Source organism: Flagellimonas sp. (assembly GCF_965222555.1).
Taxonomy (GTDB): Bacteria; Bacteroidota; Bacteroidia; order Flavobacteriales; family Flavobacteriaceae; genus Flagellimonas.
This window is the reverse complement of record NZ_CBDCUG010000004.1, coordinates 21750-46864: the sequence shown is the minus strand read 5'-3', so window position 1 is coordinate 46864 and position 25115 is coordinate 21750. Positions and strand designations below refer to the sequence as shown.

The 25115-nt window shown below is 38.8% G+C and carries 21 protein-coding genes; 8 read left to right on the top strand and 13 right to left on the bottom strand.

Annotated features, from left to right (window positions below):
* Position 1: 1 nt before the first annotated feature.
* Positions 2-892: a pirin family protein gene (locus ACOQO1_RS04675; RefSeq protein WP_420601699.1), complete on the bottom strand. Its 891-nt coding sequence runs from the start codon at positions 890-892 to the stop codon at positions 2-4.
* 46 nt (positions 893-938) lie between these two features.
* Here ACOQO1_RS04675 and ACOQO1_RS04670 point away from each other — a divergent pair, with 46 nt between their 5' ends.
* Positions 939-2273 carry a serine hydrolase domain-containing protein gene (locus ACOQO1_RS04670; RefSeq protein ID WP_420601698.1) on the top strand — a complete coding sequence of 445 codons (1335 nt, stop codon included), beginning with the start codon at positions 939-941 and terminating at the stop codon, positions 2271-2273.
* A 294-nt stretch (positions 2274-2567) separates the two neighbouring features.
* Here ACOQO1_RS04670 and ACOQO1_RS04665 read toward each other — a convergent pair whose 3' ends face one another.
* Positions 2568-3410: a 1,4-dihydroxy-2-naphthoyl-CoA synthase gene (locus ACOQO1_RS04665; RefSeq protein ID WP_420601697.1), complete on the bottom strand. Its 843-nt coding sequence runs from the start codon at positions 3408-3410 to the stop codon at positions 2568-2570.
* Between the two features lie 102 nt (positions 3411-3512).
* Positions 3513-4682, bottom strand: a complete 1170-nt coding sequence (locus ACOQO1_RS04660; protein WP_420601696.1) for an acyltransferase family protein — start codon at positions 4680-4682, stop codon at positions 3513-3515.
* Between the two features lie 67 nt (positions 4683-4749).
* On the opposite strand from ACOQO1_RS04660, the gene ACOQO1_RS04655 reads away from it, so the two are divergent.
* Together ACOQO1_RS04655 and ACOQO1_RS04650 are read left to right on the top strand one after the other, a co-directional pair.
* Positions 4750-5673 carry a phytanoyl-CoA dioxygenase family protein gene (locus ACOQO1_RS04655; protein ID WP_420601695.1) on the top strand — a complete coding sequence of 308 codons (924 nt, stop codon included), beginning with the start codon at positions 4750-4752 and terminating at the stop codon, positions 5671-5673.
* 114 nt (positions 5674-5787) lie between these two features.
* Positions 5788-7065 carry a Kelch repeat-containing protein gene (locus ACOQO1_RS04650; RefSeq protein WP_420601694.1) on the top strand — a complete coding sequence of 426 codons (1278 nt, stop codon included), beginning with the start codon at positions 5788-5790 and terminating at the stop codon, positions 7063-7065.
* Between the two features lie 20 nt (positions 7066-7085).
* Here the strand turns inward: ACOQO1_RS04650 and ACOQO1_RS04645 are convergent, their stop codons facing one another.
* The 3 genes from ACOQO1_RS04645 to ACOQO1_RS04635 all read right to left on the bottom strand — a co-directional run bounded on the left by ACOQO1_RS04645 (position 7086) and on the right by ACOQO1_RS04635 (position 13151).
* Positions 7086-10121, bottom strand: coding sequence for a carboxypeptidase-like regulatory domain-containing protein (locus ACOQO1_RS04645; RefSeq protein ID WP_420601693.1), 3036 nt, complete (start codon positions 10119-10121; stop codon positions 7086-7088).
* A 168-nt stretch (positions 10122-10289) separates the two neighbouring features.
* Complete coding sequence (locus ACOQO1_RS04640; protein ID WP_420601692.1) at positions 10290-11528, bottom strand: glycosyltransferase; 1239 nt, start codon at positions 11526-11528, stop codon at positions 10290-10292.
* A gap of 111 nt (positions 11529-11639) precedes the next feature.
* The gene (locus ACOQO1_RS04635; RefSeq protein ID WP_420601691.1) at positions 11640-13151 is read right to left on the bottom strand and encodes a DEAD/DEAH box helicase; all 1512 of its coding nucleotides are present in this window, start codon (positions 13149-13151) and stop codon (positions 11640-11642) included.
* A 245-nt stretch (positions 13152-13396) separates the two neighbouring features.
* Between ACOQO1_RS04635 and ACOQO1_RS04630 the strand changes: the two genes are divergently transcribed.
* On the top strand, positions 13397-14260 hold the full coding sequence (locus tag ACOQO1_RS04630; protein WP_420601690.1) for a sigma-70 family RNA polymerase sigma factor: 864 nt from the start codon (positions 13397-13399) through the stop codon (positions 14258-14260).
* A 470-nt stretch (positions 14261-14730) separates the two neighbouring features.
* Here the strand turns inward: ACOQO1_RS04630 and ACOQO1_RS04625 are convergent, their stop codons facing one another.
* Together ACOQO1_RS04625 and ACOQO1_RS04620 are read right to left on the bottom strand one after the other, a co-directional pair.
* The gene (locus ACOQO1_RS04625) at positions 14731-15084 is read right to left on the bottom strand and encodes a hypothetical protein (RefSeq protein WP_420601689.1); all 354 of its coding nucleotides are present in this window, start codon (positions 15082-15084) and stop codon (positions 14731-14733) included.
* Between the two features lie 15 nt (positions 15085-15099).
* Positions 15100-15885 (bottom strand): hypothetical protein, encoded by a 786-nt coding sequence (locus ACOQO1_RS04620; RefSeq protein ID WP_420601688.1) that lies wholly within the window; start codon positions 15883-15885, stop codon positions 15100-15102.
* A 124-nt stretch (positions 15886-16009) separates the two neighbouring features.
* Here ACOQO1_RS04620 and ACOQO1_RS04615 point away from each other — a divergent pair, with 124 nt between their 5' ends.
* Entirely contained in the window at positions 16010-17293 is a 1284-nt protein-coding gene (locus ACOQO1_RS04615) for a dipeptidase (protein WP_420601687.1), read from the top strand.
* Between the two features lie 11 nt (positions 17294-17304).
* Here the strand turns inward: ACOQO1_RS04615 and ACOQO1_RS04610 are convergent, their stop codons facing one another.
* Together ACOQO1_RS04610 and ACOQO1_RS04605 are read right to left on the bottom strand one after the other, a co-directional pair.
* On the bottom strand, positions 17305-18822 hold the full coding sequence (locus tag ACOQO1_RS04610) for a PQQ-dependent sugar dehydrogenase (protein ID WP_420601686.1): 1518 nt from the start codon (positions 18820-18822) through the stop codon (positions 17305-17307).
* Positions 18823-19039: 217 nt separating this feature from the next.
* Entirely contained in the window at positions 19040-19939 is a 900-nt protein-coding gene (locus ACOQO1_RS04605) for a DUF72 domain-containing protein (RefSeq protein ID WP_420601685.1), read from the bottom strand.
* 126 nt (positions 19940-20065) lie between these two features.
* Here ACOQO1_RS04605 and ACOQO1_RS04600 point away from each other — a divergent pair, with 126 nt between their 5' ends.
* Complete coding sequence (locus ACOQO1_RS04600; RefSeq protein WP_420601684.1) at positions 20066-20473, top strand: glyoxalase; 408 nt, start codon at positions 20066-20068, stop codon at positions 20471-20473.
* Here ACOQO1_RS04600 and ACOQO1_RS04595 read toward each other — a convergent pair.
* Entirely contained in the window at positions 20465-21145 is a 681-nt protein-coding gene (locus ACOQO1_RS04595) for a DUF2461 domain-containing protein (protein WP_420601683.1), read from the bottom strand. The two genes, ACOQO1_RS04600 and ACOQO1_RS04595, sit on opposite strands and share 9 nt — an antisense overlap.
* Before the next feature lie 94 nt (positions 21146-21239).
* On the opposite strand from ACOQO1_RS04595, the gene epsC reads away from it, so the two are divergent.
* Together epsC and cysM are read left to right on the top strand one after the other, a co-directional pair.
* Positions 21240-22031: a serine O-acetyltransferase EpsC gene (gene epsC, locus ACOQO1_RS04590; RefSeq protein WP_420601682.1), complete on the top strand. Its 792-nt coding sequence runs from the start codon at positions 21240-21242 to the stop codon at positions 22029-22031.
* A complete protein-coding gene (cysM, locus tag ACOQO1_RS04585) occupies positions 22024-22908 on the top strand; it encodes a cysteine synthase CysM (RefSeq protein ID WP_420601681.1) in 885 nt (294 codons plus the stop codon). The genes epsC and cysM overlap by 8 nt, the downstream gene beginning before the upstream one ends.
* 1 nt (position 22909) lies before the next feature.
* Here the strand turns inward: cysM and ACOQO1_RS04580 are convergent, their stop codons facing one another.
* Positions 22910-23707 (bottom strand): alpha/beta hydrolase, encoded by a 798-nt coding sequence (locus ACOQO1_RS04580; RefSeq protein ID WP_420601680.1) that lies wholly within the window; start codon positions 23705-23707, stop codon positions 22910-22912.
* The gene (locus tag ACOQO1_RS04575; RefSeq protein ID WP_420601679.1) at positions 23694-24569 is read right to left on the bottom strand and encodes an alpha/beta hydrolase; all 876 of its coding nucleotides are present in this window, start codon (positions 24567-24569) and stop codon (positions 23694-23696) included. Before ACOQO1_RS04575 ends, ACOQO1_RS04580 begins: the two co-directional genes overlap by 14 nt.
* Positions 24570-25115: the final 546 nt, after the last annotated feature.

The window sequence follows — 25115 nt, the reverse complement described above, 5'->3', positions numbered from 1 at the left end:
GTTAAGTATTCTTGAAAACAGATTTTGGAAGTGGTACATAAGTATTATCATTGGACATCATCGGAAAAGTTTTGTTTTTCCAATCTTCCAATGCCAGAGCTATTTTTTCCTTACTTGTAGAGACAAAATTCCAATAAATATGTCTTTCCTCCGGAAAAGGCTCCCCTCCAAACAACAATAAATGCGAATTTGGATGTACTGTGATATCACAAGTATCTTCAACTTTACTCACCAAAATATTTCCTTTTTTGATGATTTCTCCGCAGGCATCAATACTTCCTTTATCCACACAGATTCCTATTTCACCTTTTAGTTTCCCATTGACATTTAGATGATAACTACTATTGGTTTTGATTTCAACCATGAACAAAGGGGAATATGTGGGAATTGGGGATTTCTTTCCATATCCCTCACCGGCAACAAGAGTGAAAGTTGTATCCCCATCCTGCCATCTAGGCAAATCTTTGGCTTCAACATGATGAAATTGAGGTTCCATATCCTCCAAATCTTTTGGCAATGCCACCCAAATCTGGTATCCCTGTGCCATGAAAGTCTTCCCATTTCTAAGATGGTCGGGGGTCCGTTCGGTATGGGAAACACCTCTTCCAGCTGTCATCCAATTCACTGAACCTGGTTTGATCAATTGTTTGGTACCCAAGCTGTCTTCATGCATAATTTCTCCATCAAATAAATAGGTCAAGGTAGACAAACCTATATGGGGATGCTGGTCTACATCCATATATTTGTGTGGACCCAATTGCACAGGTGCCATGTGGTCTATAAAAACGAAAGGGCCTATCATACGCTTTTTTCGAAAAGGGATTAGCCGACCCACCAAGAAATCACCAATGTCCCTACTCCGTTCTTCAATGATCATTCCTATATTGGACATATTCTAATTGTTTATTTTAGTACCAGAAAGTTACAAATCTTAATCCATGAAATTACTTAAACGCGCGCTTATCTTATTGTTATTGGTTGTCGGGGTTGTTGTGTACCTCAATTATCCAAAATTGACCATAATTTCTGGCTATGCATCCAAAAATATGGCCTCTGGTGTTTTTGTGGCAAACAGATCAGCTGCTTCTCTTGCACAAAATGATAACAATGTACCCCTTATTGAGCTTGCAGATACTGAAGTCAATACCGAAAAGAAGTGGGCTTCTGCTTCGGTATATGGTCTTATGAACCGAAAAGCTATTTACAGGGAAGGGCTGGGAACGGTTTTAATCAATGATGATTATGATGAGAGCAAACCTATGCCCTCTCCGGCTCGACACCAGTCAAGCGATACCATCCCTTATCCATACGGACAAGCCAATCCTAAGGATTCTGTTCCTGCGGATGTTAACATGGATCAATTGGATAAAGCAGTGGCATTGGCCTTTGCGAATCCTGAGAGTCAGAAAACACGAACGCTGCTGGTTCTTTACAAGGGACATCTTGTTGCTGAAAAATATATTGATGGTTTTACCAAGGATACGCCAATTCTAGGATGGTCCATGACCAAAAGTGTCTTGGCCACTTGCTACGGGATTCTGGAGCATCAAGGAAAATTGGATATGTCTTGGCCCGCTCCTATCACAGAATGGGAAAAGGATGAGCGCAAGAACATTACCCTAAACCATTTGTTGCGTATGCAAAGTGGCTTGGAATGGGATGAAGATTATTCCAAAATCTCTGATGTTACCCAAATGCTTTTTTTGGATGCTGACATGACCAAACCCCAAAAGGAAAAGAAACTCATTGCCCAACCAACTGAAATATGGAACTACTCTTCGGGTACCACAAATTTGTTGTCGGGCATTTTAAGACAACAATTTCGTTCACATCAGGAATATCTTGATTTCCCTTACTCTGCTTTGATTGACAAAATTGGTATGTATTCCATGGTTTTAGAAGCGGATATTGCCGGTAATTATGTTGGTTCATCCTATAGTTGGGCCGGCACTCGGGATTGGGCGAGGTTTGGACAACTTTATTTAGACAGAGGAATATGGAACGGGGAGCAAATCTTCCATCCTGAATGGGTAGATTATATCACCAACCCCACCTTACATTCAGATGGCACCTACGGAGCGCACTTTTGGTTGAACGCCAATGGCAAATATCCAGATGTACCTAAAGATTTGTTTTCTTGCAACGGTTATCAAGGGCAATATGTTTTCGTGATTCCATCCAAAAATTTGGTTGTTGTACGTACTGGGTTGGCCGAAGATCCTGATTTTGACGTAAATAGCTTCTTGTCGGCCATCGTAAAATCTGTACCATAGGTCGAAGATATATCTTAAAAAGAACAGCAAACCACAATAAAACGCTGCTTCACAACAATAATTTCATTTACGGGAACACTGGTGGTACATTTACAATGTAATAATAACGAAAGTAAATTTTTTCATTTTCATATAGTGTTCTCGTAAAAGAGTCTTGACCATAACGGCAAGGCTCTTTTTAGTTTATGGAAATTGGTAAGTTGACGTATGAACTATGCTCAAAGTGACACTATAACAGATAGCTTCTTTTAGATACTCCCAGCTTTAATTGTCCATTGTCAACTGAACATTGAACTAAGGAATCCACTTGTCCTTTCCAAAATCGGGTTTTCTTTTTTCCAGAAAGGCATTTCTTCCTTCTTTGGCTTCATCGGTCATATACGCCAAACGGGTGGCTTCACCTGCAAACACTTGTTGCCCAACCATGCCATCATCGGTAAGGTTCATGGCAAACTTGAGCATTTTAATGGATGTTGGAGATTTCTCCAACACTTCCTGTGCCCATTGGTATGCCGTATCTTCCAGTTCATCATGTGGAACCACGGCATTTACCATTCCCATTTCATAAGCGTCCTGAGCAGAGTAGTTTCTTCCCAAAAAGAAAATTTCACGGGCTTTCTTCTGCCCCACCATTTTAGCTAAATAGGCAGAACCATATCCTCCATCAAAACTGGTTACATCGGCATCGGTCTGTTTAAAAATGGCATGTTCCTTACTGGCCAGGGTCATATCACAGACTACATGGAGGCTGTGTCCACCACCAACGGCCCAACCAGGCACTACGGCAATGACCACTTTGGGCATAAACCGAATCAATCGCTGCACTTCCAGGATATTTAGTCTGTGCATTCCATCATCGCCAACATAACCTTGGTGGCCCCTTGCTTTTTGATCCCCTCCGCTACAAAAGGAATACACACCATCCTTGGTTGATGGTCCTTCCGAAGAAAGGAGGACAACCCCTATGGAAGTATCTTCCTGTGCATCATAAAAGGCTTTGTACAATTCACTGGTGGTCTTTGGTCGAAAAGCATTTCTAACATTGGGTCTATTGAACGCTATGCGGGCAACCCCATCGCATTTTTTATAGGTGATATCTTCAAATTCTATGGCAGTTATCCAATTGGGAGATTTCATACTTTCATTTTGTATGCTGCAAAATAAAGGAATTTTAAGAATGCTTCTTCCTAATTCCGCAGTAAACATTAAAAACCTGTGTTCTTTTAAATATGAAAAAACTTATGGGACAGCTACAGATTTTGTTTTACTTCTTGGATTCCATTTCATTCCAAACAACACACGTGTAACAACAGTTTTTCGAATAAGAAAATGATAAAGAACCCAGATGGTTGAAGTACAAATCAGAATCAATACAAACAGTTTAATTGTAATACCGACTTGCCATTGCAATACATAGTAACCAGATGTCACAATAACGGCTTGGTGCATAATATAAAATGGGTAAACCGCGGTGTTCAAATAACTTAAATAGGAATTTGAAAAATTAAGATACTTCATGGTATACCCAATTGCCGATAGAATAATGGTCCATATATGAAAAGCATTGAGAAAACCATACAAATACAAATTGTCATCTTGTTCCGTAGGCTGGTTAAATTCCCAATTCCAATAATATTTCCACATTAGTGCTATGGCCAATAGCATTGCAATCCCCAGAAACAATCTTCTATGCTTTTTACAGCCTTCCCAAAAAGCAGGTATGGCACTTAATACATATCCGAAAAAATAAAAGGTCATGGATGTGACAAACACATACCAATCGTTGATTAAACTGCCTTGTTCCGGCCAATCTATATATAACCCATAAAAAAAGAAAACAAATGGAACGGCTAATAGCAGATGGATAATGGGCAAGGAGAATATTTTGTTCAAAAAGGCTTTAAAGCGGTTGAACCATTTAACTTTTGATAACGAAAAAATGGGAAGTAAGAGAATGGTAAAAACAAATAAATAGGCTACAAACCACATGTGGCTCCATGTAAATGACCCATCAGGATAGGGTATTATTTCATAAACTGAAGGGTAAAAATCCAAGTAGCTCGTGTTGATTCTCCCTTTTTGCAACCATTCAAAATATACCTGAATGGGGGTAATAAAGAATATTGCAAAGGCTAGTGGAATAAACAGGCGGACAAACCGCTCGCCAAAAAAAGATGCAATTGTCCTTCTTCTAAGGGAAAAACGGACACCTACTCCTGCAATAAAAAACAACAACGGCAATCTCCATTGATGCAACCACCAAATTATCCTTGTTATCCATGCCGATGTTTCCTTATTGTTGATTTCCCATGTGTAATGTTCCACAAATGGAACCGCACAATGAAACAAAATTAAAGTGACAAATGCCAATACTCTTAACCAATCAATATAATGAAGTCTTTCATTCATGATGTCTCGTAAGATTAGTGCTTCCTATTTTAAGAGACATTAAAATTGGCCAAATGGTTGCCTGATCATGAAAAAGGTCTACCAATCGTATGGAATTTATGCTCCCCTCCCATTTAAAACGACATTTGGGTTTTTAGTATCTTTAGAAACACTGTTGCCCATAAATATGAATTTAGATATTCTTCAGGAGCCTTATACTTTAAGCAATGAACAGCTTAATTTTTATAGAAAGAATTCCTTTATAAAAATTAAGGAGGTACTCCCTCCAGAGATAGTTGCCTATTTAAATACCATAATATCCGCCAAGGTTGACGAAATGAATACACAAACCCTTCCTCTGGAAGAACGTGACACCTACGGCAAGGCATTTTTGCAGGTATTCAACTTGTGGACACAGGATGAAAACATAAAACAACTGCTATTTAGCAAACGATTGGCACAACTTGCTTCAGATTTGATGGAAGTTGACGGCGTTAGAATGTATCATGATCAGGCACTTTTTAAGGAAGGTGGCGGAGGTATTACTCCATGGCATGTAGATCAATATTATTGGCCATTGACTACGGATAAAACCATTACGGCCTGGATTCCGTTACAGGCAATTCCCATGGAAATGGGACCGCTCGAATTTGCAGCGGGAAGTCAACACATAAAAGTAGGGAGGGATCTTTCCATTAGTGATGAAAGTGAAATCATCATTGGTAAAAAAATGCGACTATCAGATTGTCCAAAAGTTGCCGAACCGTTTGATATTGGTGAAATCAGTTTTCACTCAGGATGGGTTTTTCACCGCGCTGGAGCCAATACCACTGGCCAAACCAGAAAAGTCATGACTATTATCTATATGGATAAGGATATGATATTAAAACAACCTGAAAATGAGGGGCAAATGAACGACTGGAACACATGGTGCCCCAATGTGAAAGTGGGCAACATAATCGATTCACACTTGAATCCGGTTCTATTTGATAGAGCTCCTAAAAACGTATAAAATTTGTTTTGTTTTTTTATGTCGTTTAGCGACAAAAGAATTACAAATGGCTAAAAATAATTGCTCTTTTATTTAAACGTGTAATTTAGGCGTTTTTAACAAAGCGCAACGAATATGTCAATCAAACTACATTTCAAAACCTACCTTGTCATTTTATTCTTTTGTATGGCCTGTGCCGAGAATAATGACTCAATTCCTGAAGAAAAACCTCCTGTCCAACCTTTGGGACAAGTGGCAATTGAATTTGTTGGGTTGGATATAGAAAACGAATCTTTTACTCTGAACACATTGGGTTCAAGCGGGGATATTTTGGAGAGCAATGAAGATATGGAACAAACTCCCAATTACATTCCATTGGAGGCTGGAACCTACAAATTTGAGATCCTCTCTAAATTAGCAAAACACCAAACTATTGAGGATGTTGTATTTTCTGGAATATCCAATGAATTTACTATTAAAGATGGAGATACTCTGAACATATCCGTTGAGATTCAGGCTATTGAACGACAGGGTTGGGTTGAGGTTCCGAATACTCCACTGAGCAAGAGGTTTGCACCTTCATCATTTGTCATTGGACAAAACCTTTATGTTGGTTTTGGGTCAAGTATCCAAAATGAACGTTTTCAGGATTGGTGGGTTTATTCAATCGAAAACAACACATGGAGGCAATTGCCAGATTTTCCTGGCGGAAAGCGCTTTGCAGCACTATCTTTTAGCATTGGGGATAAAGGATATATTTGTCTTGGTTACTATGAAGATTCTTCTAGGTCCCAAGAATTTTGGGAGTTTGATTCAGAAAATGAATCATGGACACAACTTTCTGACGTCCCTGGTGTTTCGCGTTCTTCGGCTACCGCATTTGTAATTGGCAATAAAGCATATGTAGGATCTGGAAATGTAAATGGAATCGATTCTACCAATGAATTTTTCGAATATGACCAGTCTACCAACCAATGGTCCCCTATTTCAGATTTCAATGGCGATGCAACTTACGGTTTCACTTCATTTAGTATTGAAGGAACGGCCCATTTAATTGCAGGGGTAATCAATGTTAATCAAAGAACCAAAAGGCACGTTGTTTACAACAGCATTGATGATACTTGGAATGAAATAGATGAATTTCCCGGCACTGAAAGACTTGAGGGCATTGGCTTTACTATTAAAGGAAAAGGATATTTTGGACTTGGAAGTATTACCAATATTGTTCCAGGTGTCGATTTTTGGACCTATGACCCACAAAACATGATCTGGAGTGAGGTAGAATCCTTTCCAGGAGAACCCAGATTTAATGGCACCTATGGATCAACTGGTTCTGAGGGCTATGCTGGATTCGGCATCAAAGGAAATACTATGTACAACGATTTATATTTATTCTATGCTGTAAATGATTGATATGTATTACTTTCTTGGTTTTACATGCTTTCATAAAATTGCATTCCTTGGTTAGATAAATCCATGACTTTATACTTTACATCCCGTTGTCGAAGTGTAATCATCTTAACTTCATCTTCTCCTGTTTGATTGTTTTTTAGCGTAAACTTAAGATAGGTAGGCAAATTAATCTGGTTGCCTACATAGGTCATATTCACCAACCATTGGCCTTGTTGCATATCATCCAATTCAAAACTGGCCGAAAGATTACCCTTTGTGGTTTCTTCATTGGAAATTTCAACCGTATTGTTCCAATTGTAATAACGGCCCTGTGGATTCACAAACTGTAGCTCAAACTGGGTATTGGGGTTGTTCCATTCCACAATCAAACTATAATTGCTCTGTTCATCAAACGTGAATTTAGATTTATCCATTCCTATTTCCTCTCCATGGGTTTCAACCAAACGCAACATTTCATTTTTAACCAATTGATCCAAACCCTCAGCTTCTAGAATGTTTTTGCTGCCGATATAGTTTTTATACATAGACCAGGCTTCTTTGTATTTTTTTAGTTTATAAAGCACATTTGCCAAATCTCTTTTGGACTGGGGCGAACTGTTTGCTTTAAGAATCTGTTTGTACACGTAACATGCCTCCTCAAAATGACCTTCTTCTTCATAGGAATAGGCAAGAATCTTGAGCGCATCAACTTGATCCGGGAATTGCTCAAGTATGTTGGATTGTATTTGGTTGGCTCTTTCTAAATCTTGCCATTTATCTAAAAACAGTTTAGCAACTTCCACATAAAAGCTTGACAAGTTCCCATAATTCTCTTTTTCTTCCAGATATTGTAAATAGCCTTGTGCGGCTGTTTCATTACCGGCAATACGCTGGGCATACCTTGGCTTGCTCAAAATTCCATTGGCCAATTCTATTGCATCGTTATTATACCTGTTTTGTACATTTTGACCATTTGTTACGCCATTTTTAGTGGTCTCCAAATCATCAAAAGTGGCGCTTATTGTACGTATGATTATAATTCCTCCCGGAGCCAGCCTACCATATCTAGCAGTGGCCCAGGCTGCCGGCATAATGGTAATGTCCTTAATGTTATGAAGGTTAATATGAAAAGGAGGACGGTCTGGAGCATAAATATGTCCATCCACATCCCAAGAAGCAGGAAAACCTAATAATGGATCTGGGCGTATGAAGACAAGGTCTATATTCTTGTTGTAATCCCTAATGATTTTCACTCCAGGGAATTTTCCCTGCAATGCCTCCATTATGGTTTGGGCACTTTTGCTAAGTTTTTCCCCATCAATTTGTTTTACACTAAAACCAACTTTTTCCATATCCAAAGTGCCAAAACGAGTGGTAATGTTCTTGTTAAGGGGCTTGTGCAATTCTTTCAGTTTAAGATTTTCCTCCAAAACCACTTCATCCAAAGCGGTAACTCCAATGGGCATTATAATCTTTAGCATCCGTGAAGATGTGCTTACCACAGAGGATGCCTTTTCCCTTCCTGGATATGAAAAATCCAAAATCTCACCATCATGGGCCTGCAAAGTAAAATTGCCTTTAGAGTCTGTTTTTGTTTTCCGCTCCGTGCCCCTTACTTTAACCACAACGTTGGGCAAGGGGTCATCCAGATCACCAACACTTCCTGTAATTTCTGAAAGCTTTTGTCTACTCTCCCTAGTAATGTAATCAAGATTATCCGCTTGATGGTATTTTGTAAAACCAACAGCGACTTCCATGCCTTCCAGTTTTTCGAGGTTTAGATAATTACCTCCATGGTCTTCGGCCAGTTCTTTAAGCAATTTATGGTTGGCATTGATACTCCCATTTACGGTAAACAAAGTTCCATACCAATCCTTGCCAACATCGGTAGGAAAGTTTTTACCATCTGTGAATAAAAGGGTGTGTTCCGAAATTTCAAGTTCTTCCCATAATCTGTTGCTGCTGCCTCCATCATATATGGTTGATTGCAATTCTTGTTTCAAAACATCCCAATTACCATCGGTTATTTTGAATGTTTTCCTGTCGGAAATGGCATTGCTGAATTTTTGTAATGAAACAGAAACATTGTTCAGGTTTTTGAAATAAGCATCCAAAAAACGGAGTTCATTTGCCAAATCCCTATCTTTCATAGATTCCGAGGTATCCCATAAAAGCGTTATCATATCTGGTTTTTGTCTTGTCCGCATTTTTTCTTGGGTTATTTCCATCTTGTCCACGGCAGAGGTGTTTAAACCGAATGCAATGGTAAAGCCCTTACGCATTCGTTTCCATCTTCCCTGACTCACCAATCTGGTAAAAGACCGCGAACCATCATCAAAAGCAGATATGCCAATACCTACCCTGCCTCCATAAATTTTAAGAAGCTCCAAGCTAATCACAAAGTGGTCTTCTACCACAATATTATAGGGAGAGAGGTCTATGGTTATGGTGCCCTGTCGTTGTTTAATGGTATACAAGATGTTTCCGTTGGAAATGTTCTCCCCTGGAAGCCCTTTTTCCAATTGGTAGGCATTAACTCGTACCAAAAGGCTATCTGAGATGTTTGCTATCACATTGAACGATATATCCTCAAGCTTTACAGGGCCTTTGCGAACCAAAATTTTTGAGGCATGCTCCCCTCCTAACGCCAAACTATCGTTCCAAAACCCGAAAAGGCGTTTGGAACTACTCTGATACCCTATCTTTCGTTTGTCGGCATCACTGTTTGTCACCGTAATCCCTTCAAGTTCATAAGGCACTGCTTCAATTTGAACAATTCCTTTTGTTTTGATAATTTCTCTAAAATCCTGGGTTGAAAATCGGATGGTCTTATATCCTATCCTTGATATTTGCAAGGTGTCTTTTTGGTTGATTTCATTTTCTTCCAAAGCAAAGGAAAAAGTGCCATCAAAATCAGAGACTGTTCCCTTGGCTATCTTGGTGACCCCAATATTGGCAAATTCCACCGGTTTGCCCGTATCATATTCAACAATCTTTCCTTTTAAGTTTACTTGGGCATTTAAAATGTTGATTGCAAACCCGAATAATAGGGTAAGGCATATGGCCATTTTTTTCATAGAGGTCAGTATTTTCTTAGAAAAGATACAAAATCCATGCATTTATGATTGGAAGATTATAAGAGTTTGGATTTCTACCTTAGTTTAAGGAGTAGGCAAAGTGGTCACACTTTAGAGCAATTTAAATATCACTTTCTTGATTTTAAAAGAAATTAAAACGAAACCTGCCTATTTCCTATTCTTTTCCTCAATCCACCTAGCCATATATTTGGTACTGGCTACAGTCTGTTGTTGTAGCATTCTACCGACCACATTTTTATTACGGTGATTTTCCAGGTTTTTTTGAGTTTCTTGTAGCTTTTGAATCAATTTATCAGGCAACAGTTCTCTATTATAAAGCTTATTAATCGTGTTAACACCATTCCCCTGAGCTTGTTTCCATTTTTCTTGATTGCCGTAAAGTTCTACTGCTGCCTTGGCAAAAGATGTCCAATCATTGGTTACGGTACCATTCCACGGTAAATCGCCATGCATACCTTCGACACCTATAGAGGTGGTAACGCTTGGTGTTCCATTTTTCATGGCATCCATCAATTTTCCTTTAATTCCCGCACCAAACCGGAGTGGAGCTAGACAGATACATGCCTTTTGGATTTCCTCATCTAAATGCTCTGCCCATCCCAATACATGAAACCCTTCCTCTGGATTGTGCAATTGTTGAATGTGTTTTGGAAGATACGCTCCGTAGATCTTCAAGTTTACGTGGGGCAATTTTTCCCTGATCAATGGCCAAATAGATTCCTTAAGGCACAGGATGGAATCCAGATTGGGGGCATGTTTCCCGTTTCCGAAGGAAATAAAATCCTCGCGTTCTTCAAAATTGGGCCAGGCAGTTATCTCTTTTGAGGTCAGTTTCGCAAGCATAAAGGGCAGATGGACCAACAAATCTTCCGGAATTGCCAACTCTTTTTGAAGAATTTCCATTTCGTATGAAGAAATCATTAGGGTAAGATCAGATTTATAAATGCTGGCAACTTCACGTAGGGTCATAGGGTGTTTCCTCCAGGCTCCTAGGGTGAACTCCTCTCCTTTTTTATGACTTTCTTCCCTCGTTTTGCGTAGTGAGTGCAAATCTTCCGTGTTTAAAATCCTTAGTGCTTGAGGAGCAAACTCGGCCACACGCCAGCTAAATTGTTCTTCAACCATAAACCGATCAAAGATTACCACATCCGGATGTAGAACTTGTACAAATTCATCAAAACTGGAATGATTCAATTGTAAGGTAACGGACGTAATCCCCAGCTTGTCCAAATCAAAACTAAATTCTGATTCGCTAGCGGTTGAACCAAAGGTTATATGATATCCGAAGTCTTTAAAAGCATGAATCAGTTGTAACATGCGATGCCCTGCGGCCGTAGTACAAGGTTCTGGCCATACATTACCAATTATCAAAAGAATTTTGTTCATTGGGGAGATTCACATAAAAATTTAACCGCCGGTTACCATAGCACAAATCCCAAACTACGAATACCAAATTTCAACTGAGCCTGTACTCCAACAATCCAAGAACCTTTCCGACTACATTAGCGCCGCAAATTTTTTGGAAATGCTGGAGCGCAATTTACGTTCATAGTCTTCCTCTAACCACTCTTTGTAGTTTTTGGTATTATTCATAATACAATATGAATATTGGCGCACACGATAGGCAATTTCTTCTTTGAGCTCTTTGGCCAAGATTCTGGCATCAAAAACATCTTCACTGTTTTCCACACATATCTGGGCATGCTGCTCAATGCTCATTTCCAATACTTGTTTGGACTTTCCGCCCTTGGCGAAAACCTTTTTGTACTCTTCCTTGATATCAAACGTGATGTTTTCCGATTTACTGAACTTTGCTTTGAGCTCATCTGACATGACGTAAACAAATTCATGCTCAATATCTTCATCGTTTTTGATGTTTTCCAAATAAAAATCGGGAAAGTGGAATATTTCCTGCCAGTCCACAGGGGCGTCCCAAGGTCCAAAACGTGCTATATTGTTCCCCAAATCAATAACAGTAAAATCGTCCTTATCGGGTAACACCCTAGATCCCCTTCCAATCATTTGAAAGTATAACGTAAGTGATCGAGTTGCCCTATTCAATATTATGGATTGTACGCTGGGTTCATCAAAACCCGTGGTAAGGATACTCACGGAAGTTAGAATGGCATCTGGGGTATTGGCAAACCAATCCAATATCTCCTTTCGCTCGGTCGCCGTGTTCTTATTGTCCAAATGACGAACGGGATAACCTGCTTTTTTAAAGGTCTCGTATACGTAAAGTGAAGTGTTTATCCCATTATTGAAAATAAGGGTTTTGGTACCCTTTGCCGTTTCTTCGTACGCAGTGAGCAATTTCCCCAACATGCTGTGGTTGCCATAGAACTCGTCTGAGGATTTCACGGTATAATCTCCATGAATTCCTAATTTTAGGGTTCTAAGGCTTACATCATAATTATAGAGATTGGCCTTGGCCAAAAATCGCTTTTCGATCAACGATTTAATCGACTCCCCAATGATCAGGTGTTTGTAATGATCTTTCATTGGGAGCTTTATATTGGAACTTAGCGGTGTTGCCGTCACGCCTAGAATGGTGGACTCTTCAAAATACTTGAACAATTTTCTGAAGGAGTTGTAATGCGCTTCATCAATAATTACAAGCCCAATGTTCTTTAGGGTGACCTTTTCTTCCTGTAGCCTATTGTTCAGGGTTTCCACCATAGCAACAAAGCACATGTATTCATCTTGATCATGCAGTTCTTTTACCTCGCTATTGATGATTTTATTGGCCACCCCAAATCCATGCAGCATTTTGGAAGTCTGCCGGCTCAATTCTATCCTATGGGTGAGCACTATGACTTTTTTACCGGTATCCTGGATAAATTTCCGGGTTATTTCGGAAAAAACCACCGTCTTTCCCCCACCTGTTGGTAACTGATAGAGGATATTGGTGCCAGAGGGCAGCTCATTGATGTGTTTGAAGATTTTCTTTAAATCTTCTAGTTGATAATCGTATAACGTTTTTTTACTTACTTCTCTTTCTACCTCCAATGGAAAATGGATTAAATGTTCCAAACTAACAAACCTTACAAAATTAGGAGTTTTTTATACTACAGCTAGGATTTGTTTCCGCATTTCTATTAAGATACTATCAACAATTGCACTAATAGGCTTTTTTAGAGGCAGCACGGAGAATGCTCATAACATTTTGATAATAATAGCCATTGCCACTTGGAAAATAGGGTTTAAAGATGTATTATGTAAGCTATATTCAAAATTGAAATCCGACATATCGTATGAGGCAGCTCAAGATCATTAAGCAAGTTACCAATAGAGAATCCAAATCCCTTGACAAATATCTTCAGGATATCAGTAAGATTGATTTGATCACTGCCCAAGAAGAAGTGGAGCTTGCCCAGCGCATAAGAACTGGTGATCAGGCTGCGTTGGAAAAATTGACCAATGCCAATTTGAGATTTGTGGTTTCGGTGGCGAAACAATACCAGAACCAAGGATTAAAACTTCCCGACCTTATCAATGAAGGCAATGTGGGTCTGGTAAAAGCAGCCAAACGATTTGATGAAACCCGCGGATTTAAGTTTATCTCCTATGCGGTATGGTGGATCAGGCAGTCCATTCTTCAGGCTTTGGCCGAACAGTCAAGAGTGGTACGGCTTCCGTTGAATAAAATTGGTTCTATAAACAAAATTAAGAAGACATTTTCCTATTTGGAACAGGCGCATGAACGCCCGCCGTCTGCTGAGGAAATAGCCAAGGAGCTGGATATGACCGTTTCTGAGGTAAAACAGTCCCTAAAAAATACGGGAAGGCATGTTTCAATGGATGCGCCACTCAAGGAAGGGGAAACTTCTAGCTTGTACGATGTTCTAAATTCTGCCGAATCTCCAAAACCGGATAAAGATTTAATGCATCAATCATTGTATACGGAGATAAACAGGGCATTGGAGACTTTATCTCCACGCGAAGCAGATGTAGTTCGTTTATATTATGGGATAGGTGATCAACAGTCGATGACCTTGGAAGAGATAGGAAGCACTTTTGATTTGACCAGGGAACGCGTTAGACAGATTCGTGAAAAGGCCATTAGAAAGTTAAGGCATACCTCAAAAAGTAAGATTCTAAAATCTTATTTGGGATAACTTTCCATTGAAAATAAAAAAGGGGATGTTTTAAAACATCCCCTTTTTCATGATATCCACTTTAAACTATTACGGACGACTCAATTGACTAATATTAAAATCGGTCAACATTTCATTTAGATCTTGAATAAAATTCAAGTAGGCTGAATTTTCTTGGTTATGATTTTTCATGGGGTGTTATTTTGGGGAGATGTTATCTATAAATAATCTAACTCTGCAAGTTCGTTAATGCTTAAAATTTCATTTAGTTCTTGTAAGAACGCCAAGTATTCTTCTCCGTAGGTATCGTACAACATGGTATTAACTGGTTTAATATTTGGGTTGTAGTTATAACGTAAACCTATGTGAAAGATTGTTTAAAACCAACCAATTGTGGTGAAACTCCATCATTACGTTGTGAAACATTGATTGCATGAAGAATGTAGGAAAAATATGTCGAAAATCTATAGGTGTTTAGAAGTCTTAGGGCCTCATTCACTCTCAAAAATATCCAAGGTCACACCGAAGTCCAGGTCTTTATCCACCTTGGCTGGGCTAATATTGAACTCGTCATATAAGAAACAAAGGTTCATAGGGAGTAGCGTATCCTCTTCCGTCTGCGGTTTTCCCAATTTGGATAGCAATTCAGACTTTACACTAGATGCCTTTTCGCTTATTTTGAGGTTGGTATGATTCTCCAGTTCTTCAAGCAAAGCAATTTCTTTGGTATCACCCAGTTCTAAAATTTGCTCCAAGAGAAGGAGTTTGCAATCTAGATCAGAAGCGTGTTCTAACAACTGATGAAAGATACTATGATGGTATTCGGGAAGACTACTATCTTTCATATGTTATTTGTTTTTCTACATATTCCTCAGCACATCAATTTCAAAATCCACCAATTCTTCAACCTTAGGATGTTCTACCAAGAATTGATCATATAAAAAGTTGAGGTACTTAATGTCATTATCTGTCTTACAGACAGTTATCATTTGTTCGGTTATTTCTAACAAACTTACAGTTTTCATCATTCTAAGGCAAGGTTGAATCTTTTGACAGGCAAAATCGACCCCCCTAAAGTTCTTTGTCTGCAAGTATACTTTTAGACTACCAATGAACTCCAATATGTTCTGTTTGTAAAGTCTTATTAGCTCTTCCAACAGCTCCATTTGCCCCATACATTCGGTAAGCACAGGCTTTAGGTTAACCTTTTCTGTTGAAAGAACAGATTCCAGGTTTTTTTCAATCAATAATGCATTGGAAACTACTTTTTTGTCCTTTTTTGAGGTCTCAGTACGCTCTTGAAGTCGTTTACTTGTAGCTTTTAGGGTTTTAACGATATCCTTTTGTTTTTTCGTTAACTCAGTCTTCTCCAATAAACCAACCAAGGAAACCAGTAAATCAACATCTTTTGCCTCACTTTTTATTGAATCGTGGGAACTTGAAGATTGAATGCCCACCTGGTCATAAATTACTTCTAGCTGTTTCATTTCTGGAACACCAAAAACCTTGTCCTCCAAACCTGTTTTAAATTCGTCAAACGATTTTTTAAGTTTTCCGGCCTCAACAGTGCCCAGTTCTTCATATGAAAAGCTGCTCAATCCAATTTCCAATTTTTCCAAATAAGTAAGTAGTTCCCTAGTTCCCAAACTATCAATGATTAATGGTTATCCAACTAAAAATCTTGAAATGGTCGTGATATCCCAACTTATTGTTCTATAACTGGAGCATTTTGTTGTCAAATTGCTTTATTTGTATGTGTAAAAAAAAGTCATGAGATATTTCTACCTAATATGCAGCATAACATTGTTGATTTCATGTGCTGAAAAAAATCCAAAAACTACAGAAACCTTGGAAGAAAAAGCAAAACGAATACATCAAGAAGTGATTACCATTGATACCCATGACGATATTAATGTCAAGAATTTTACTGACAGTATCAATTACGCACAAAATCTGGATACACAGGTCAATTTACCTAAAATGACAGCCGGTGGTTTGGATGCCGTATGGTTGATAGTTTATACTGGGCAAGATTCTCTGACAACAGAGGGTTATGCTAAGGCATCTAAAAACGCTATTGCCAAGTTTGAGGCCATCCACAGACTTTGTGATACCTATGCCCCGGACCGGATAGAATTGGCATTGACTTCTGCAGATGTTAGACGGATTAGTGCTTCTGGTAAAAAAGTTGCCATGATTGGAGTTGAAAATGCGTATCCTATTGCTGAAGATCTTTCCAAGTTTGAAGAATACCATAAACGAGGGGCACGCTATATTTCATTAAGTCACAACGGGCATAGTCAATTTTGCGATTCCAATACAGGTGAAAAAGATAGTATTTGGCTACATAATGGTTTAAGTGACTTAGGTAAAAAGGCTGTAAAAGAGATGAATAGATTGGGGATGATGATAGATATTTCCCATCCTTCAAAGGAATCCATGAAGCAAATGGTCGAGTTATCCGAAGCGCCTATCATTGCCTCCCATTCCTCGGCACGTGCCTTATGTGATCATAGTAGAAATTTGGACGATGAACAGCTGCTATTGTTAAAGGAAAATGGAGGTGTGGTGCAAACGGTTGCTTTTAGTTCTTATCTAAATACGGAAAAGCATGAGACCAGAGCTGCGTATATGAAAGAAATCAACCAAAAAGCTGCTGATTCCTTGGGTTTGAATTGGTATGAGCGCTCTCAATTCTCTTCTTTGACCAAGGAACAACAAGAAGAATACATGGATAATTATCCAAAAGTGAGTCAAATGGCCAATGATTTGGCCAGTAAGGACAAAAATGCCCCTGAAGCGGTGAGCGTATCCGATCTGGTTGACCATATTGATTATATGGTGAAACTAATTGGGATAGATCATGTGGGTATCAGCTCTGATTTCGACGGCGGTGGCGGTATCGAGGGTTGGTCAGATGCTTCTGAAACTTTCAATGTTACCCTAGAATTGGTGAAAAGAGGCTATTCCCAGGAAGAAATTGCCAAATTATGGGGCGAAAACCTACTTAGGGTGTTGGATGAGGTGCAAAAAATAGCCTCTACCACTAAATAAAGAAAAGATGGTTACTGCTCAGGGATTAGACGAATAAGTCTGCCCGGCCCCTCTACAACAACGTATAGGTAGCCGTCAATGCCCATATGTGCATCTCGCACCCTGCCAATGCCTTCCAGTAATTTTTCATGGCCTACAACTACATTGCCATCCATTTTTAGACGGTGGAGGTATTCAAATTTGAGCGAGCTGACAAATAAATCATTTTCCCATTTTCCATAAAAATCACCTGAGACAAAGCTCATACCACATGGAGCAATGGAAGGGGTCCAATAGTGCACGGGCTGTTCCATACCATCCATTTCGGTGATGTCGGTAAATGTAGTTCCATCATAGTTGATACCATATGATATCACCGGCCATCCATTATTGTTCCCTGCTTCTAAAATGTTGATTTCATCACCACCCTGTGGTCCGTGCTCGCCCTCCCATACAGCACCGGTTACTGGATGTAGGCTTAATCCCTGAGGATTGCGCGTGCCATAGGTGAAAACTGAACTAACAGCATCTTGGGTGTTGATAAAAGGATTGTCATTTGGAATTTGCCCATCATCCTGAATGCGATGTATCTTACCAAGGTGATTGTCCAACTTCTGTGGATATTCATCTCTATGCCCACGATCACCGACGGAAACATACAAATATCCTTCCGTATCAAATACCAATCGAGAACCATAGTGGTGACCGGAACTGAGATAAGGAAGTGCTGTAAAGATATTTTCTACTTGCTCAAGGTTGTTCCCATTAAGTTTAGCTCTTGCCACTGCTGTTGTTCTTTCGGATGAATTATTTGGGTTAGCACGTGAATAGGATAGATATACAAATGAATTGTTTTCAAAATCTGGGTGAATGAGCACATCCAACAACCCGCCTTGACCTGCTGAAACAACATTTGGAACACCTGCCACCTCAACCAATTCTTTATCACTACCAATCAAAAACAATTTTCCTCCTCGCTCTGTTACCAAAAATGCTCCGTTGGGTAATTGCTCAATACCCCAAGGGATACCAGGAATCTTATTGGTTATGGTTTCCAATCTAAAAGTAAGGTCATCTGAAGTGGTCAATCCAGATAGGTCAGGATTATCTTCTTCCAACATCTGTTTTGTTTTACCATCTATTTCCGATAATATAAAATTGGTTAGGTCCTTAATCTCCTGTTCACTAAAGGTCGATTCATAAGCGGGCATACCATTATTTGCGTACCCTGTTTTTATGGAATTCAACACTTCTTCCGCAGAATTGCCATGTGTCCATTGGCGCTCCACAAACGAACCAAGGTTTTGCCCATGACATCCTCCACAATGATTACGGTAATTAAGAGCGGCCCTTTCCTTATCTACAATTTCGGTACCCGAACCATTCTCTTCTTCAGAAGGAGTGGGATTATCTTGGGAGTCACTACAACTAAGTAAGGAACCAAGCAAAATAACGGCAACAGAAATTCTCAATGTACCGCAAAGGTTTTTCATGCCAAAAGATAATATGGTAACGATTTTTGAAAACGAATTTGGGGTGATTGCGTTCATTAGTTTTCTTTTAGATATAAGACAATGGGTAAAGTGCTTACTGCTTCAGAAGCGACCTTTTATATATAACAAGACAAAGCTTAAATACCCTAATTTTTTCTTCACTTTAAAAATGAAGAGCTGTACTCTTCTACTTTTTTGGTTTTATCTAGTTGAAAAAGAACTTCTTAGCGAAGCCTAAGCATTACTCCTGCCTGTATAGAAATAACGTTTACTATTAGAATAACGTATTCGGTTTATCTTTTAATAGAGTTTTAGGAATAGAAAGATTGCATTCCAATTGCACATTCAGTTTTTCAATGAAATATGCAGAAAGTAAGGGGGACTCCAACTCAAGGTTTTGGTGTACAAAAAAATGAAAATTTTTCAATCCCATTTCTTTCCAGGTTGACAATCGATCAACCCAATCGTCCAATCTGGGATAATCAGATTTATGATTTGCCCCAACATACCTTATAAATGCTTCATTGTTTGTCAATCGCATATGCATCAAATCCCTTCTTCCGGCAGTATCTACCAATACATTGGCAATGCTGTTTTCCTGTAACAAGTGATAAAGCTCTTGTGCAACACCATCGTCATTGAACCAGTCCGTATGCCTAAATTCAATGGCAAGTGGAAATTCTTTTGGCCAATATTCCACAAAGCGCACTACCCTATCCCAATTCTTTGGGCCAAAGTTGTTATGCATCTGCAAAAAAATGGTTCCCAACTTATCCTTTAAAAGTGATGTGACTTCAAGGTAACGATCTGCTACTTCATAAACTTTATCATTTAATCTCCGTAGGTGACTGACCTCATTGGTCATCTTTGGAAAAAACTTGAAATTTTCTGGAGTTTTATCATACCATTTTTGATACTGCTCTGCCGGAAAAATTCGGTAAAAAGTAGCATTCAGTTCAATACAATTAAACTGTGAGGAATAATAAACCAACTCATCTTTGGTACCCCTTGGGTAAAAATTCTTGAGGTCCTGTCGGTTCCATTTTGCGCATCCAACATAAATTTTGGGCTCTCCTTCGACCTTATTGCCAGCCAATACAACTCCTGTATCTGAATGGTCTTTAGGAATTGTAAAATCTACTAGTTCTGGATGGTCTACCTTGCCAAATTTCATGCGCTGATTTTAATAAAAAGACTAAGTTATAAATAAAAGGGAGCTGTTCATAACATCGTTAAAAACTAATGTTCCCGGCAAAAATGTCCATTACATGATTATGTAACTTTAGTAAAACTTGCAATTATGGACTCACGATCCTATCAGCTCAAGGGCATTCGCCCTGATGTCAGACAAAGTCTTTTGCATGATGACATGAGCTCTGATGAGCGTTTTCAAAACCAAATTTTAAGGCCAATTATCAAATTTCAAAATGCACTTTTAATAGAGGTTTATAAAAATTATATCCGCAAGCACAAAGGCTCGTTTTATGACCTATCTGCTGAGAAGCGTTTGGATTACATTGAAAATTCCGTTCAAAAAGACATCAAATTCAGAAACTCCTTAAAAGGAATTGTAATTGGGCAATTCACGTTGGAAGAATACCAAACCTATATACTGAACTCCTCGGCACTCAATAAAAGGATGATGAACATGGTCATAGAACGATTAAAAGACCAGGTGCAATTATTGGAAAGTGATGTTCTAGTCTAAAAGTGACTCGCCATTAAGATTGGTGGTCAAAATATCGCTCATCAAATCAAAATAGGGTCTTATTGCCCTAAAAGATGTATCCACTTCCTTTATAAAAGTATTGGAAAGCACTTCTTTATCTGAAAAATTCTTTACAAAAACGAATTGCTTCTTCTTGATCAGGTCAATATTGGGGTGCTCCTTATCAAAACCCTTAGGGGCAGTCTTTACACCATCACCTTCCAACTCTCCCCATATTTTCTTGAAGGATTTATCATTCAAAATCTTTCTCAAATCTGACGCATCTTGCTCAAATTCTTTTCTGATACGAAACAAATCTTCCTTGTTGGGATCCCAAAATCCGGTAGCTACAAAAGATTCACCCGGTTTTATCCTAAGGTAGTACCCCCCACGTAAGTGGGCACCCAACCTTGAGAACGAACCTGCAAAATGTGTTTTATAAGGGGTCTTATCCTTGGAAAAGCGAACGTCACGATAAATACGGAACATTTTCATCTTTTCAATTTCATCATGTTCATTTAGATGTTCTTGAACATTGGCATAAAAAGATTTAACGTCGGCCTCATGCGCTTTAAAAATGGCTTTATTTTCTTGAAACCATTCCTTGTTGTTGTTCTTTGCCAGCTCTTTTAAAAAATTGAAGGCATCTTTTGTAATTATTGAATTATTCACAGGACTATGGTGATGTGTTATTTTTAAGCTAAAGTTAGCCATTTCTGTTAATGGGTGATGATCATTTAGCTATTTTTAAACTTTATTTTTCATCATGGATAAAGAAAAAATAATAGAAGAACTGAAGAGACACAAAAAACAACCCTATTTAGACTATAGGCTAAAAGAAGAAACTGAGGCTTTCACGAACATGCTTTTCCACACGCTGTTTGATGTGAATACTCCTGTTGCTGAAAACTTGGATATTCTTGAGGAAAAGTTCAACGAGCTGGTGAATTTGGCCTGTTGGGACTTAAACAAGCCATGTACTAAGGTTTGGGATAATTATGTAGCATCCCTTCCCTCAATTTTAGAAAAGCTGAACCTTGATGCAGAGGCTATATTGAATTGTGACCCGGCTTCATTGTCCATTCAGGAAATTTATATGGCCTACCCCGGTTTTTATGCCATTGCCATATACAGATTGGCCCATGAGCTTTACGCTCAAGGTTTTCCATTGGTTCCTAGATTGATGACCGAGTATGCACATAGGCAGACAGGTGTGGATATTAATCCCGGTGCGCAAATAGGCAAGTCGTTTTTTATTGATCATGCCACAGGAGTGGTAATAGGCGAAACAGCGGTTATCCATGATAATGTAAAAATCTATCAAGGGGTTACCTTGGGCGCGTTATATGTTGCCAAAAATCTTCAGAAGATTAAAAGGCACCCTACTATAATGTCCAACGTAACCATTTATGCCAATGCAACAATTTTAGGTGGAGAAACAGTTATTGGAGAGAATTCGGTGATTGGTGGTAATGCCTGGCTAACGGAATCAGTCCCGGCCAATTCAACAGTTTTTCATACTCCTGAAATTAAAATAAAAACGGTTTCCAATGTCTAAAAGCATTCTTGACCTAGTTGGGAACACCCCTTTGGTGGAATCCAAGGTGCTCAACACCAATCCCAAGGTAAAGTTGCTCTTTAAGTTGGAGGGACATAATCCAGGTGGAAGTGTAAAAGACAGACCAGCTTTGAACATGATCAGAAGTGGTTTGGAACGTGGTGAGATCACCAAAGACTCCAAACTGATTGAGGCAACCAGTGGAAATACGGGAATTGCCCTGGCCATGATTGCCGGAATCTATGGATTGGACATTGAATTGGTCATGCCTGAAAATTCCACAAAAGAACGTGTCCAGACCATGAGGGCATATGGTGCCAAAGTAACATTAACTTCTTCTGATGTAGGTATTGAAGGTGCTCGTGACTATGCGGAAGCCAAAGTAGAGCATGAAGGATACCAAATGCTCAACCAATTTGCCAATAATGACAATTGGAGGGCGCATTACAAAACCACAGGCCCAGAAATTTGGAAGGATACAGAAGAAAGAATCACTCATTTTGTGTCCAGTATGGGGACAACGGGTACTATAATGGGTACATCTACCTTTTTAAAGGAGAAAAATTCTGATATCCAGATTGTAGGGGTTCAACCCACGGATGATTCAAGGATTCCAGGGATTAGAAAGTGGCCAGAAGAATACTTGCCAAAAATATTTGACCCCAAAAAAGTGGATACTGTAATGGAGGTAAGTCAAAAAGAGGCCGAAGAAATGGCAATACGGTTGGCAAAGGAAGAAGGTATTTTTGCAGGAGTTAGTAGTGGAGGTGCCGCCACCGTAGCTTTAAAGCTGGCTCAATCCTTGGAAAGTGGTGTTATTGTCTCTATTGTTTGTGACCGCGGAGACCGCTATTTGTCTTCAGATTTATTTGACTAACTCAGTTCAATTCTTGTTTTATACCTTCTCTGTAAACCTCAAATTCTATGAGGTTGTTATGATTTCCATCTTTAATGGTATACATTTTCTTATCAGAAATTGGTATAGCATCAAATAGCTTTTTCCCAGATTCATAGGGAACCACATCATCCGTTGTCCCATGAAAAATACGAATGGGACTTTGAACCTTCTGTATGTATTCAAAAGAAGGCATCTTATATTTTAACACATATCTTACGGGCAAAAATGGAAAACGTCCCTCAGCAACATCCAATAAACTGTAAAAAGGGGTTTCCAATATTAGTTTTTTAGGGTTATTATTAGATGCCAATTGGGTCGCAATGCTAGCACCCAATGAACGTCCGTATACCACAATTTCATCTTCTTGGTATTCCTTTCTCACATAATCATAGAATAATTGGGCATCTTTATACAATGCTTTTTCGCTTAATGCTCCTGCACTTTTTCCATACCCCCTATAATCCATAACAAGCACATCGTAACCCAGATCAACAAAAGGCGACATAATCTGTCCCCATCTGGACAAGTCACCTGCATTTCCATGAAAATACAGCACAAGCCCCTTGGGATTTTCCTTTTTAAAATGAATCGCATTTAGTCTAGCCCCATCATCGGTTGCTAAAAACAACTCCTCAAAGTCATATGGAAACGAGTAACCAAAGTCCTGAGGTAATTTTGTGGGCAAAAAAATGAGTTTTTCTTGAAACATAGTAAGCATTAGGGTCAACAGCGATAATAGAATTAAAATAGCAATACCTACTCGCTTAAGCTTTTGCATTGGCACGTTTTGATGAATGTCTCACATTGATACTGGAACCTTCAAGGTTGACCTTCTTTGGTCGTGTTGTAATTATTTCTGTAAGCATTTTATGATAGGATTCAAAAGTATTCAAGTTTTTATGGCCCCCTCCTATTACGGTATATAGCTTTGTAAGCTCGGGTTTAATTTTGGAGAGTTTTACACTGGTTTTATAGGGAATCAACCGGTCATCTGTCCCATGTATAATATGGATGGGACAGTTAACGTACTTTAACCACTTATAGGTAGGCATCGGGAACTTTATCAGCAAAGACAAAGGCATAAAGGGTATATATTTTTTTGCAACTTTACTGAGACTATAGTATGGAGCATCCAGTATCAACATCCTAGGGTTGTTCATGGAAGCCAGCTTTGCGGCAAAACCGGAACCCATGGATCTACCATAAAGTATGATATATTTTTCCGTGACTTTCTCTTTTATCTTATTATAAATGACCTGCATATCACGTTTCACCGCCTTTTGCGTTCTTCGGCCCGTACTTTTTCCAAAACCACGGTAATCGACCATAATTACATCATATCCATGGCGAGTAAAATCAACAGCAAACTTCCCCCAGCCTTTTATGCTTTTTGAATTTCCCTTTAAATAGAAAACAACACCCTTTGGATTTTGCGCCTTAAAACGTAGTCCATTAATGGTAGCACCATCTCTGGTCTCTATATTGTATTCCTCTATTTCCTGATTGTCGTAATAAAATTGAAAGTCTTTGGAGAGCTTTTCCGGTTTGAAAAGAAAATAATCCTGAAGAAAATACAACGAGACACTAATCAGAAAATATAGTGCAAGTACAATCAGTAAGATGTAGTGCCAATTTTGCATTCAAAAAGTGTTTGTTCCAAAATACAAAAAAATCCTGTTAGACTTCTTTATAGGTGTATAAATCAAAAGACCAATACTCGGAATGCACTATGGTATAAAGTCAAACCCTAGGTTTAAAAATATAGTACTCGGGATATTGTTACACAGGGAGGCTAATTGTCAACTGTTCCTATAAGTTTTGTCTATTTCTTTTAATTTTTTTAACATAATTGTAAGATTTTACTTATAAATTTATAATGTATAATAATTAAAACCTTATTCGCATGAGTTTGTTTAAAGAATTAGAAGAAAACAAATTAACCCGTAATCAATTAAGTGAAATTATGGGTGCAGGAAATTCACTGGAGTATTGTATGTCATCCTATCCCTATAATGGGTATGTGGGATGCGCAAACGCCGGGAATTCGACAGAAGGATATATGTGTCTTTCCAGTTGTAATCCCGACCTTGTCTAATCGATTATGTCTTTCATGGCTCATCTGTTAACAGATGAGCCATTTTTCAAACTAATAAGTATGAACTTTAGTCTTATTCCAATGTAATATC

What these genes read in the sequence shown, in the direction of transcription:
- ACOQO1_RS04675 (WP_420601699.1), bottom strand. Translation starts at nt 892, where the DNA reads ATGTCCAATATAGGAATGATCATTGAAGAACGGAGTAGGGACATTGGT.
- ACOQO1_RS04670 (WP_420601698.1), top strand. Translation starts at nt 939, where the DNA reads ATGAAATTACTTAAACGCGCGCTTATCTTATTGTTATTGGTTGTCGGG.
- ACOQO1_RS04665 (WP_420601697.1), bottom strand. Translation starts at nt 3,410, where the DNA reads ATGAAATCTCCCAATTGGATAACTGCCATAGAATTTGAAGATATCACC.
- ACOQO1_RS04660 (WP_420601696.1), bottom strand. Translation starts at nt 4,682, where the DNA reads ATGAATGAAAGACTTCATTATATTGATTGGTTAAGAGTATTGGCATTT.
- ACOQO1_RS04655 (WP_420601695.1), top strand. Translation starts at nt 4,750, where the DNA reads ATGAAAAAGGTCTACCAATCGTATGGAATTTATGCTCCCCTCCCATTT.
- ACOQO1_RS04650 (WP_420601694.1), top strand. Translation starts at nt 5,788, where the DNA reads ATGTCAATCAAACTACATTTCAAAACCTACCTTGTCATTTTATTCTTT.
- ACOQO1_RS04645 (WP_420601693.1), bottom strand. Translation starts at nt 10,121, where the DNA reads ATGAAAAAAATGGCCATATGCCTTACCCTATTATTCGGGTTTGCAATC.
- ACOQO1_RS04640 (WP_420601692.1), bottom strand. Translation starts at nt 11,528, where the DNA reads ATGAACAAAATTCTTTTGATAATTGGTAATGTATGGCCAGAACCTTGT.
- ACOQO1_RS04630 (WP_420601690.1), top strand. Translation starts at nt 13,397, where the DNA reads ATGAGGCAGCTCAAGATCATTAAGCAAGTTACCAATAGAGAATCCAAA.
- ACOQO1_RS04625 (WP_420601689.1), bottom strand. Translation starts at nt 15,084, where the DNA reads ATGAAAGATAGTAGTCTTCCCGAATACCATCATAGTATCTTTCATCAG.
- ACOQO1_RS04615 (WP_420601687.1), top strand. Translation starts at nt 16,010, where the DNA reads ATGAGATATTTCTACCTAATATGCAGCATAACATTGTTGATTTCATGT.
- ACOQO1_RS04610 (WP_420601686.1), bottom strand. Translation starts at nt 18,822, where the DNA reads ATGAACGCAATCACCCCAAATTCGTTTTCAAAAATCGTTACCATATTA.
- ACOQO1_RS04605 (WP_420601685.1), bottom strand. Translation starts at nt 19,939, where the DNA reads ATGAAATTTGGCAAGGTAGACCATCCAGAACTAGTAGATTTTACAATT.
- ACOQO1_RS04600 (WP_420601684.1), top strand. Translation starts at nt 20,066, where the DNA reads ATGGACTCACGATCCTATCAGCTCAAGGGCATTCGCCCTGATGTCAGA.
- epsC (WP_420601682.1), top strand. Translation starts at nt 21,240, where the DNA reads ATGGATAAAGAAAAAATAATAGAAGAACTGAAGAGACACAAAAAACAA.
- cysM (WP_420601681.1), top strand. Translation starts at nt 22,024, where the DNA reads ATGTCTAAAAGCATTCTTGACCTAGTTGGGAACACCCCTTTGGTGGAA.
- ACOQO1_RS04580 (WP_420601680.1), bottom strand. Translation starts at nt 23,707, where the DNA reads ATGCAAAAGCTTAAGCGAGTAGGTATTGCTATTTTAATTCTATTATCG.
- ACOQO1_RS04575 (WP_420601679.1), bottom strand. Translation starts at nt 24,569, where the DNA reads ATGCAAAATTGGCACTACATCTTACTGATTGTACTTGCACTATATTTT.